This is a genomic window from Rhizobium sp. NLR22b (assembly GCF_019685295.1).
GTDB lineage: Bacteria > Pseudomonadota > Alphaproteobacteria > Rhizobiales > Rhizobiaceae > Rhizobium.
This window is the reverse complement of sequence record NZ_JABDWM010000034.1, coordinates 17,376-29,141: the sequence shown is the minus strand read 5'-3', so window position 1 is coordinate 29,141 and position 11,766 is coordinate 17,376. Positions and strand designations below refer to the sequence as shown.

The window sequence follows — 11,766 nt, the reverse complement described above, 5'->3', positions numbered from 1 at the left end:
GCTTCTGGAACCCATCGGAAACATGCCGCCAGCCGAAGCTGAAGAGCAATATTACGCCATGCTAGACGAACCAGCCATGGCCGCATAACTTAAACGCAATAGCCTCCGGCAAACCCGGCGCGGTTCAGACCAAGGTGCGACTAGGTCCTCGATAGTGGTTTGAAGATCTGCCAGGAGATGTGCGGTAAATTGTCGGCGTGAGCTCACGAGAACTGTCAGATCATCAGTCTTGAAATGGCGACGAAGTTTCTGCCACACAAAGCGAACGGATTCACTCATGACGATGTCCCTTTGAAAGTGGAGTTGAGTGGAAGGCCTGAGTCTCTAAAAGCAGCATCCGCATCGGGTTTCTCTCCAAACGTTCCGGCAGCCACGGTGTTTTCAGTGTCGCTTGGTCTCCGAAAATAGGATCAGGTCTCTAGGGACCCGGCTTACTCTGAGCACTGCTCGTGCCAATCAGGTTACGCCGGTAAGCCTCCGGGATCGCACGTGTTTCGTTGTCGCTATTCGGAGGGTTTTGTGGGGTTGCCGACATCTCGTGTCGCAGTTCGTCCGCGAATACTGCATTGGAGAGGCGGTCCGATAGTCTTCAACTCGGACAACTCATGAAGGCTGCGTCATGAGCCGCGGATCACCATCTTGACGCGTTTCGAAAATCTGCGGCCGGTGGAGCGCAAGTCCCACGGGCCTCTTTGCAATCAATACAGGTCGGCAACGGCGCGTTCGACGCGATCGCATGCCTGCGTGATCACCTCCATCGACGTTGCGATCGAGAGGCGGAAGTGAGGGGATATCCCGAAGGCAGCACCCTGCAGCGCCGCGACCCCGACGCCTTCCAGCAGGTAGAGCACGAAATCGAGGTCTGTCTCGATTGTCTTGCCTTCGGGGGTTTTCTTGCCGATGACACCGGCGCAGTTCGGAAACAGATAGAAGGCTCCGTCCGGTACGAGACAGGAGAGGCCGGGCACGGCATTGAGCCGTGAGCACGCATAATCGCGGCGCTCCTTGTAGACCTTCACGCATTCCGAAACGAATGACTGGTCAGAAGACAGCGCATAGGCAGCGGCGGCCTGACTGACCGACGACGGGCAGGACGACATCTGCGACTGCAGCTTGTTGATGGCCGCAATCAGGGCGGCCGGACCCGCCGCGTAGCCGATACGCCATCCGGTCATGGCGTAGGACTTTGAGACGCCGTTGGTGAGCAGAACTCGCTGCTTCAGTTCCGGGACGGCGGCAACCAGCGTCGTCATCGGCTCGTCCTTGAACCAGATCTGGTCGTAGATATCGTCGGAGAGCACGAAGACGTGGGGATGGCGCAGCAGCACCTTGCCGAGGGCTTCGAGTTCGCTCCTGTCATATGCCGCGCCCGTCGGATTGGACGGCGCGTTGAGAACCAGCCACAAGGTCTTCGGCGTGATCGCTTTTTCCAATGCTTCCGGCGTGAGTTTGAAGCGTGCTTCCTGCGGGCATTCGACGATGACCGGCTTGCCTTCGTTGGCGATGACCATATCTGGATAGGAAACCCAGTATGGTGCGGGAATGATCACCTCGGCATCGTTTTCCACGCTCGCCATCAGCGCCAGAAACAGAACCTGCTTGGCGCCGCCGCCCACGCAGATTTCGCTGTCCGCGTAGCTGAGACCCAGCCGGCGCTGAAAATCGCCGAGGATTGCCTTGCGCAGAGCTGACGTGCCGTTGACGGCCGTATATTTCGTTTCGCCCCTGTCGATGGCCTCATGCGCCGCGGCCTTGATGTTGTCAGGCGTATCGAAGTCCGGCTCGCCGACGGTAAGATCGACGATGTCGCGACCTGCCGCCGTCAGATCGCGAGCACGCGCTGCCGCAGCCGTGCTCGGCGAGATCTTGATATTGGACACACGCGATGCAGGCACGAAGGTGCTCATTGGGATTTCCTCGGTTCTGAAGAGGCTGGATAGGCCTCAGTGAACGGCGTCGGTTTCGCCGCGCATCTTTCCGGTCAGAAAAGGTCGACGAATCCGTGATGGGTGATGGCAGGATCATGGTCGCCGACAGCTTGAGAAAGTTGATTGCCAATCCCGTGACCCCCGACGAATTCAGAGCATCAGGACTTAAGTTCCAGATTGCGCTATTGCCCCTTTGAAGACCCCCCTAAACCGCTCGCTCTACAAGCAGCAAAATCCGTGCCTATTTTTACGGGTCGTACAGGATAGAACTTCTTTCAACTTGTTCTGGTACTTAGAGGAAACTTCGGCAGAACTCCATGCGCAATCAGTGTCCGACAAAGGCCGACCGCGAAATGGAAAACCCTCCTGAACTCTGAGAAATCGAGCTTCGCCAGCCTGGTAGACAATCGGGTGCCAGTGCGTCGGGGGCCGTCGCCATGAGATCTCAAGGGAATACATCAAACACGAAAAGAAGCGTTCACTCACGCGGCAGCAAAGTCGGAAATGCTACAATCCGCCAGGCGGTGGCGAAACCATTTTCCCTCCAACTAAGTGATGGGGCCGGCTTTGCTGCCATGCGAGGGCAGGGAGACTGTCGCTTGCCGCAGATAGGGCTCCAATCCCCACAGGATTATAACATGAAGATGACGCCGGGCGATGACGTTAGTTATCTTCATCGGGTGGAGACCGTATGCGGGGAAGTGGGCGTTTCCGAATCCGGTGTGGAGCGAGCTGCGCACGGCCTTTCAGGAGGGGAGGGATGATATGGAGAGCACTCGATCAAAATGCCCCGTCTTTGGAGAGGTCCAAAGCGACCGGGTCAGCTTGGACTGGCCAGGCCGACCCGGTCGTAATCAGGCGACGATAATTCCGAGACCCAACATCGCTAATCGATGCTCGCCACAAGGTACGTGGGACCAAGACCTGTCTTGCTTACCATCGCACCGCATCTGCCCATCGACTCCGCCTGACGGACGGGCGGATCTCGGAACTCGAAACGGGTGGACGCCGCCCCGTTTCCAACCGTGTTCCATGCCCCGAAACCTTGGTCGAACACGATCGTCGCCTGCTTCCCACCGGTAAAACGCAGATGCATGTAGCGACCGTGAGCAACACGTTGGAACGTGATATTAAGGTCGACGTCCTTCCTTTTCGCGTATAATACCAGCGAACGCGCCGTTGGCCTCGGCGGCCGGGTTTCCAGACAGGATCGCGAAGGTGCCTCCTGTTCGGCTGAAACGCTGTCCGAGATCGTAGAATGCCAGCTTGCTCGCACCGTCGTAGGAAGAAAGGGCGACGTCCGGCAGGACGAAACGAACGTCGTATCCTTGCGAGTACCACTTTCCGAACTGCGAGAGCGACGCCCACTCTGAAAGTTGTCCGGCATCCGTCGCCTCGGGAAGGAAGACGTGAACGATAGGCTTCGCAGAGTCGACGAGAAGCCGATTGACTTCGTCCAAAGTGGACGCGGAGAGCACTGGATCCGCCCCGAACCGGTCCTCCGTTGGAACGTCGTCATTGAACGAGAGATGAGCGTCAAGGAAGTCCAAAGCTGCGGTTCTATCTAGTCGACCCTCTTCGAAGGGAGCGTCGGACACCAGCACGCATGACGCGCATCCCGTCGAGCATCCCGGATTCGGACAGTTCAGTATCGACCGAGCCTCCCGCAGGACGGTGACTAGGCGCGCTGGTATCGCAGCCGAGAATCCTGCTCCTCCTGCGGCGCGGTCGAACACGAGCATCGACCGGACACGCTGGGCGAGGACGCCGTCCCAGCTTTGCGTCGCAAATCCCATCTCGTCTGCTTCGATACCGAGGTCGCGAGCCACGCCCTCGCGCAGGGCAATGACAAGCGCGGTTGCTGCAGCTTTTGTCATGGGCGCAGACGGCTGGAGCTCGAAGACGTCAGTCGTGATCTCATAGCCGAGTTCCAGGTTCCTCTTGATGGCCCAGGAACTGTCGTTGCCTTCGCAGAATAGTCGACTCTCGCCCTTCTTCCATCGCAGTGGAAGGTGCAGCTCGAGCGGAGATGAGTGCGTAGGATCGGGATCGCCGTTCTCAAGCTTCTGGTGATCGGGCGCCGCGCGACCGCAGTGAAGGCAGAGGGCGTATCCGTTTTTCGATTGCGCCCTGTTGCTGTAGTAGACGGACCCTTCTCTCGTGCTCCTGAACCGGCCGAGATCTGGCATTGGGAGCGAAGCCCAAGCGCTCGCGCGCACCGAGACGCTCGGCTCTTCCGGGGGGACGTAGGAGATGATGTCCGTTTCCGCATGCGCTTTCTCTCGGGCGTCTACGGAGAACCCTGCTGGACGGAGATACTGTTGATTTCTCACTGCCCCCGCGCAGATCGGGCATTCGGTCACCAGGTCACGTCCGGTATCGCTGGTGCCGCAGCTCTGGCACACCCAGTGGAACTTTAGGCTTTGAACCTCGCGGACGTTTTCCTCGCTCGCCGGCCGCTTCCAATTCAGAAGCACGCCAGCGGACTTATGCACCAGACCGTCTAGGACGATCTCGGAACCTGGGGCGTAGTCACGGATAGCGAGGTCGAGCGATCGCTGCGGTCCGATAAGCCGCGTCGTGCGCCGTCCATCCTGCGGGTCGGTGGATTTTGGTTTGTGTGGGACGAACGTGACGACGCCGGTCGGAAAGCCGTGGCCTGGAAGGAAGCCGCGATCGGCTAGCGCGCTGAGGAGGAATTCCTGGCAAAGGCGCTTCAACTCGAGAGCCATTCTCCCCTTGGCAGCAACCTTGATGCCTTCGTCCTTGGCGAGAGCCTGCAAGCCGGTCCATTCGTTTACGAACCCCGTTTCCAGAAGCGTCGCGATTTCCAAGCAGCTCTCGACGAGATCGGATTGTCCTTCGAGAACCGAGTGCCTGACGAGGCTTGTGAGCTCGCTCTCGACCGCGGCGGCTGTCGAAGGATTTCCAAGCCACTCGCGAAACGCCGCGATCGGCCGCAATTCCGCAATGGCCCTAGCCTCGCCGACCACCGCCGGAGTACCCATGAACGCCCCGATTTCCATCTTGAGCGGGTTGCCGCCGCGCGCGAGCATGAAACGTCGCAGCAGGTAGGCGTTCACGTGCCTCTGAACGATCGGGCGGCTGCTCAGCGCCACCTTGGGCGCCGCCAAGGTGCGGGCCAGATACCGCTCCGGTGAATTGAAGGCTTCCCGGTCGAGGGGGCGGTCCCTGCAGAAGGTGAAGGCGAGCGAAAATGGCTGCCTGCGTCGGCCGGCGCGTCCCACTCGCTGCTTGTAATTGGCAATCGACGGTGGAACGTTCGTCATCAGGACCGTCGAGACCGATCCGATGTCGACGCCCATCTCCATCGTCGTTGAGCAATTCAGAATGTTGATTTTCCCTGCCTTGAACTGCGCCTCGTAATGCTGAAGTACGGCGGCGTCCTGCTGGGCCGAATGTTCGGCAGACCGCGAGTAATCAGCGAACAGGGCGACGCGGTCCGAAATGTTGTTCCAGGCACTGTCTGCCCGCAGACCCTTCACCTCTTCGGAGTCCTCAAGCCATTCGCGGATCTTCCGCCGACCTTCGTCGAAGTCGACGTCGCCGAGCAGAACCGCGGGAAGATTGGGCATCTTCCTGGACTCTGCCACGCGGCGGGCGGAATGCCTCGACGCCCGGACGAGCGGACTTGAGCCGAATGGGGCGATGTCGACAATTCTGCGCGTCAGGGCGCAGTAATAGCCGTCGGGCAGGGGCGCGATGTGGGCCTTGCGCAGGTCGAGGGCAGGGCGATCCGGATCGCTGTTGAACACTGCCTGAAGCTGATGCCATGCCCTGTCGAATATCTCTTCGAAATCGGCGCGGTGATCTGGCCGCGACCGATCGAGCCCAAGTCCGTTCATCAGGAGCAACTGAGGCGTCGAAGGATTCCCCTTCCTCGGGACACCCGGCCACGCTAAAAACCGCCTATCGCCATCAGTGGTCCTGCCCGGAGCGCGCAAACCCCGCATCTTCGCCCTGGGCGTGATCCAGTGCATGACCGCCGGGTGGATCGCGACCGCGGAATTGGCGCGCAGGAAGAACGCGGTGATGGCGTATAGGAAAGAGCGCCAGTCCTCGATCCCCTTTCCATGTCGGGCGAAAGCGGGCGGTACGACAGTCTGGCTGTCGATCACGGCGAAGCGGAGCCGCGCGAGCCCGAGGCTTTCAAGAGAAAGCGCGGTTCGCGGGCGCCTCGCGAATTCTCGGAGCAGGAGAAAGTCAGCCAGCTTCCTGCTGTCGTTGAACAGTCCCGGATCGCGAGGCTCCCAGACCTCTTTCACCCACTGACCGACCTCTTTTCGCTGCGACAGACGTGCGACCATATCGTCCCATGTGACTCCCTCCAGTGAAGGTTTGGATGCGTCGGCGAGCGCTTTTCTCTGCTGGTCGAGCAGATTCTGCAGTGAAGGATCCCTGGTGGCGGCAACGACCGGCTCGAGGCTTGCTATCGTCCTCTCTATCTCGGACGTGTCTACCGCGGTCCCAATTTGAAGCGAATGCTGGACGGTATGATATACGAACGAGCGGACAAAGTTTCGCTCGGCCTCGGCCTGTATCTTGGCCGACATGCGGGCCGTCCCCTGCCGGCTGTCCGTGAACGATAGGACGCGCCGACCCTGAGACGGCGAGGCTTCCCTGTCCACCTCTGGGTCCACTCCTTCGAGAAGGATCGGTGCGGCGCTCGCAATCATGAACGGCGCTCCGAAGCGAACGGGGCGAAGTAGCTTGTCGACGCCGTTAGTCGCGCCGATCTGGCAGCACGGGCACGAGTCCTGCTTCAAGGCCGAGTACACGGATGCAGAGCCGGGCGACGCAACAGCCTCGATCTTCCAGTCGGTTCTCGACAGGTGCAATGGTCGGAAGTCGGGGCCGGCCGCTATGCCAATCAGTATCTCGGTTCCCACCACATTCCCGACCAACCCCTGCTCGGCGTCATCGGCCTCGTCATCCGCGTCGTCGCCGGTGCCGTCGTCCTCCCTAGTCGCCTCGGCTTCGAACTCGTCCTTGCCCAGGTCGCGGCGGGTACCGCGGATCCGATCATTCGGAAGTTCGATTGCCTCGAGAACGACCTCGCCGCACTCCGAGCAGCTCACGATCTCGAGAACCGGAGCGCTACACGCCGGGCACAAGTCGCAGCGATCGAGATATACCGCGCCGAAGGACCAGCCCGCCGGCGACGCCGAGCAGCCATCGTTCACGCAGGTCCACAAGCCGGGTACAGCCCGCTCGAAACAGTGCACACGCACGGGCGCAAGCCTCTCCTCGTCCTCCTTCGCGTCGGGATGCGGCCTGACCGCGCTCGACAGCAGCGTCAGGAATTGTTCTGCGTCGAGACCTAGAGACTGCGCAGATCGTTCGAATTCAGCAAGCGTCAGCGGCCCCTTGAACAGTCGATCAGAAATGAGGCTCCATACGCGATCGTCGGCCGCTAGTGCTTCATAACGCTCTTCGGGCCGAGCGTCGAAAAGGGCTTTGACATCGGTGATCCTCCCGCGTTTCGCAGGACGGCCGGGAAGCTGGCGGTGACCTTCGACGACATGCACGTTCGCATGCTCGATACCCGCCACGTCGGCCAAGAACCGTTTGAGCTGCGCCTGTATGTCGTCGCCACTCCCGATCGTGGCCGACGTCGCCACGAAATGAACCTCTTCGGGTTTGCATTCGAAGGCCAGGAGAACGCGACGCAGCAGTAGCGCAATCTCAGCCGCGGCGGCGCCCACTAACGAGTGCGCCTCGTCAAGAACGATCCACTTCAGTTTTCCCTTGGATTTCTCGATGATCGGTTGGTCCTCGCTGCGTGCGAGCATGTACTCAAGCATCGTGATGTTCGTAACCAGAACCGGGGGCGGACTAGCTCGTAGCTGCTCGCGATCCCTGAGCTTCTCAAGTGTCTCCCGACGAACCGAGTTCGGTTCGGATTGCGGAAGGTTGCCGTTGTAGAGGCAGTACCTGATCTTTCCGCCGAACGGCGCCGTCCAGGTGGACAGCCGTTCCTGCTGGCTTTCGATCAGCGCGTTCAACGGATATAACATGATTGCCTGAACGCCTTCGAGCGGCGTGCTCGTCGCATCGAGCTGTCGGACAAGGTCGCTCAAAATCGGGAACAGGAAGCATTCCGTCTTGCCCGAACCGGTTCCCGAGGTGACTAGAACGGACTGACGGGCCGCGCGGCCAGCCAGATGCTCCCAGGCGGTCAACTGATGGGCAAAGGGACGGCGCCCCTTGGGGAACCGATAGTCGTTCGATGGTCCGATCTCATCCAGCATCGAGACGAAGCGAGGGTGCAGCACCGATGCCTCTACTTCGGACATCGTCTTCTTGGCGGCGACGTAAGGATGCGATCCTTCGATGACCGGCCGCTGGAGCAGGGCGCCTGCATCTGGCGTGTCGGAGCCGAACATGCGCCGCATATGGTCGGCGAGCGCCACGTTCCTGATCCCCGACTGAGCGATGATTGCTTCGGCAGATCTGCGACGAATATCGGAAAGCGTATTAAAGGGCTTCAAGAAAGGGCCTCGTAGAAACGTAGGAGATGCGGGTAGGCGAAGGATACGTAGCGGCCGTGCTCGCGGAGGGTTCTGCGCACCACGACGTCTGAAAGTCCGCTCGATGCAATCCTGCCAGTCGCGGCAGCCGCGAGAAATGCAGGAACCGCGATGCCCTCGAACTCCGCCACACTGTGGTTTTCGAACTCCGACGGCAGGCGGATGGAGGATTGCGACAACAGTTCCAGGACAGGATTCCGGACGATGTTCCTATGGGACGTCTCGTCGTCGAAAAGATGCTGATCGCGTACGTATTCCATCAGCACCATGTTCAACGTCGGCTCCGCCTTCGCGCCTCCAACGTCGAGAACCGCGGCGAGTGCAGGTTCAAGGGACAGAAGCGAGTCACACAGAGACCTGACACGGTTGGCCAGGAATTCGAAGACCTTCTCCGGGGGCAGTTGTACGAGCGAAAGCGCGGTTTCGAACTCTTCTCTCTCTGCGACGAGGATGTCCCGCCACGCTTTCGATGGCAGGGAGAGCCACAGGAATGGCAACTGGTCCTGGAGCGCCCAGATAGCTTGTCTCTGCGCATCGTCCCTTGCCTTGAACAAGAGGCGGAGCATCGACCGCGGCCGTCGTGCCATGACTTTGAGGACGTCGAATGCCGCCGCGGGGAGACCGTTCAGATTGGTGGCGAGATCGAGAAGGTAGTTGACGTCGTCGGGCGGCAGAGTTCCGGCTTCGAACTGGAAAATGGCCTCCTCGAACTTCTCCATTCTGGTCCGCGTATCAGGAGCGAAAAGCGCGGAGCGGAAATGGGATTCACCCACATCGGCCGCCGGAAGCCGAACCAGGAGCGGTCTGGAGACGACGTCCGGCCCGTCACGTACGTAGACGAGACATGGCCCCTCGCAGGGATCGGGCAGCGCGAACGTGCCATCTGGGTTGGAGCTCAGGGGGTGTTCTTCAGCGGGCCGTAGGATCATCCGGACGACTGGATCGGAAGGCATCGTCTGGTCGAGCACGATCTGCCCGTCTCGATAGTGAGGCTGCGAATATCGATACCGCTTGACCCTGATCGATGTCCTTGCATCCCCGATGAAGTCCATGTCGAGAACCGCGTCCTGCTCGCTGATGCGTGCCATCAGCTCTTCGACGACCGGCTTCAACACGGAAAGCGGGATCTCTCCTGTGAAGCTGAACTGAAGAGAATTCGACCGTTCGTTCCGGGGCGTGATCGTCAGCGTGGCTTTCGAAGACGACTCGGCGATCGCTCCCCGGATCGCGACATTTCATGAAAGAGAAGGCTTCGCAGTCGTCCTTGAGAAAGGAGAGGCGTACGAAGCGGGGTTCGAAACCTCACTGGCGATGCGCCAGATCACACTCAATGTGAATTCTGCTCTCGATGGCGTCGGCCTCACGGCGGGCGTTGCTGCCTGTCTCGCAGAAGCTGGCATACCGTGCAACATGGTGGCAGCATATCACCACGACCATATTTTTGTGCCGGCGGGCCTGGCTGACCGAGCATTGCAGCTCCTTATCTCGCTGCAGGGCAAGTCCGCGCGGGCGATGCGCAATGTTGACGGACAGTAAGTCGCATAAGGCCGGCGAAGCTTCATTAACTTTGCGAGCAAGCCGCAGCACAGGGTAATATAGAACCGTCAAATCTACGCGCATTTTGTCACACACTGGCAGCGGGCGCGCATGTATGCCTGTTCATTCTCTGGGGACGTGGGAAGCTGCCGTCGCGCCGCGGGCATAACAAAGTGCTACTCAACCAGCGCCTCGGAGTAACGACGCTCTATGTGACCCACGATCAGGTCGAGGCCATGACCATGGGCGATCGTGTGGCTGTGCTGAAGCCAGTGTTCAACGGACAGGAGAGGCAATCTCCAGCAGATCGACACCCCGCAGATACTCTACGACAAGCCCGCCAACCTCTTTGTCGCTGGCTTCATCGGCTCGCCCGCTATGAATTTTGTGCGCGTCGATCTGACGGCGGAAGCCGGATCTCTCAAAGCCGCGGTTTCCGGAACGAAGACATCCTTCTCCATCCCCGCCAAGGCGGCGCTTTCGGAATATATTGGCCGGCAGGTCATCCCAGGCAACTTGGCTGTCGTCGAATACGAGGTCGGCGGCAGCCATTTTTTCTTAGGATTCTGAATCTGAAATGCAGAACGTGAATATCGCGCCGTGAACGGGCTTAACCGGAACGTCGATAGGTCCAGAGCTGTGCCGGCGGGATGTTGCGGATGACGAAGTCGTAATGTGAAACAACATATCGCTCCGGCATCTTGATCACCGGCGACAGCGGCCCGTAGGTGATCTGGATGACTGGACGGCCTGCGGGAATGCGGGCAAGCAAATCCTCGAGTCGCCGACTGCGCACGCTATGACAGCCTCAGGAGCGCAAGCTGATGGAACGCACACAGGTTCTCGAACTGATGAGTACGCTGAAGCTCTATGGAATGCGCAGCGCTTACGACGAGGTCATGGGCAACGGCATCAAACGACAGCACGAACCGCCGCGCATCGTCGGCGATCTCTTGCAATCGGAGATCGCCGAGACGCAGGCACGCTCCATTCGCTACCAACTCAGCATCGCCAAGCTGCCGCTCGCCAAGGACATCGACGACTTCGACATCGACGACTTCGACTTCGCCGATACGCCCGCCAATGAATCCCTGGTGCGAGAGCTGGCTACCGGCACCTTCGTCGCTGATCAGCGTAACGTCGTCCTCGTCGGCGGCACGGGAACCGGTAAGAGCCATCTCGCCATCGCGATTGCCCGTGCACTGATCCGCAACGGAACACGCGGGCGCTTCTTCAACGTCGTCGATCTGGTCAATCGGTTGGAAACGGAAACGCGCAGCGGCAAGCAAGGGCGGACGGCCGACTATCTCAACCGTCTCGACTTCATCATCCTCGACGAACTCGGCTATCTGCCATTTGCCCAGGCTGGCGGTCAGCTCCTGTTCCATCTGATCAGTAGGCTCTACGAGCGCACGTCGATCATCGTCACCACGAACCTCGCGTTCGGAGAATGGCCGACAGTGTTCGGCGACGCCAAGATGACGACGGCGCTTCTCGACCGTCTGACCCATCATTGCGAGATTGTCGAAACCGGAAACAAGTCCTGGCGCTTCAAGAACCGCTCTCAAAGCTAAAGCCGAAGAACGACATCACCCGCACTTGGCCTACCCTCTGCAACCCCGGCCAGCGCCGGGCAGGCCAAGCGCTGATCTACATCACCAGGGGGTCAAAATTGGGCTCTGACTCATATGTGGAACGGCCCGGTTGGCAAGGTTTTTCAGCGCAAATCGCCTCCGGACGGTGCAGTCATA

General features: G+C 59.9%; 6 protein-coding genes and 1 pseudogene. 3 read left to right on the top strand and 4 right to left on the bottom strand.

Features of this window, described 5'->3' with window-relative positions; translation table 11 throughout:
• Window positions 1-698 precede the first annotated feature (698 nt).
• From HJC00_RS30880 to HJC00_RS30870, 3 genes are all read right to left on the bottom strand, one after another.
• Window positions 699-1,907 carry an aspartate transaminase gene (locus tag HJC00_RS30880; RefSeq protein ID WP_221165108.1) on the bottom strand — a complete coding sequence of 403 codons (1,209 nt, stop codon included), beginning with the start codon at window positions 1,905-1,907 and terminating at the stop codon, window positions 699-701.
• A gap of 1,151 nt (window positions 1,908-3,058) precedes the next feature.
• Window positions 3,059-8,440 carry a DEAD/DEAH box helicase gene (locus HJC00_RS30875; protein WP_259672345.1) on the bottom strand — a complete coding sequence of 1,794 codons (5,382 nt, stop codon included), beginning with the start codon at window positions 8,438-8,440 and terminating at the stop codon, window positions 3,059-3,061.
• The gene (locus HJC00_RS30870; protein WP_311044203.1) at window positions 8,437-9,660 is read right to left on the bottom strand and encodes an STY4851/ECs_5259 family protein; all 1,224 of its coding nucleotides are present in this window, start codon (window positions 9,658-9,660) and stop codon (window positions 8,437-8,439) included. Before HJC00_RS30870 ends, HJC00_RS30875 begins: the two co-directional genes overlap by 4 nt.
• Before the next feature lie 7 nt (window positions 9,661-9,667).
• On the opposite strand from HJC00_RS30870, the gene HJC00_RS33100 reads away from it, so the two are divergent.
• Together HJC00_RS33100 and HJC00_RS33240 are read left to right on the top strand one after the other, a co-directional pair.
• Window positions 9,668-10,015 (top strand): ACT domain-containing protein, encoded by a 348-nt coding sequence (locus HJC00_RS33100; protein WP_311044202.1) that lies wholly within the window; start codon window positions 9,668-9,670, stop codon window positions 10,013-10,015.
• A gap of 378 nt (window positions 10,016-10,393) precedes the next feature.
• Complete coding sequence (locus HJC00_RS33240) at window positions 10,394-10,585, top strand: hypothetical protein (protein ID WP_375337113.1); 192 nt, start codon at window positions 10,394-10,396, stop codon at window positions 10,583-10,585.
• A gap of 40 nt (window positions 10,586-10,625) precedes the next feature.
• Here the strand turns inward: HJC00_RS33240 and HJC00_RS30855 are convergent.
• Window positions 10,626-10,808: pseudogene (locus HJC00_RS30855) on the bottom strand (SAM-dependent methyltransferase); the annotation flags it as partial.
• A gap of 31 nt (window positions 10,809-10,839) precedes the next feature.
• Between HJC00_RS30855 and istB the strand changes: the two are divergent.
• A complete protein-coding gene (gene istB, locus HJC00_RS30850; protein WP_207603951.1) occupies window positions 10,840-11,589 on the top strand; it encodes an IS21-like element helper ATPase IstB in 750 nt (249 codons plus the stop codon).
• The last annotated feature ends 177 nt before the right edge of the window (window positions 11,590-11,766 follow it).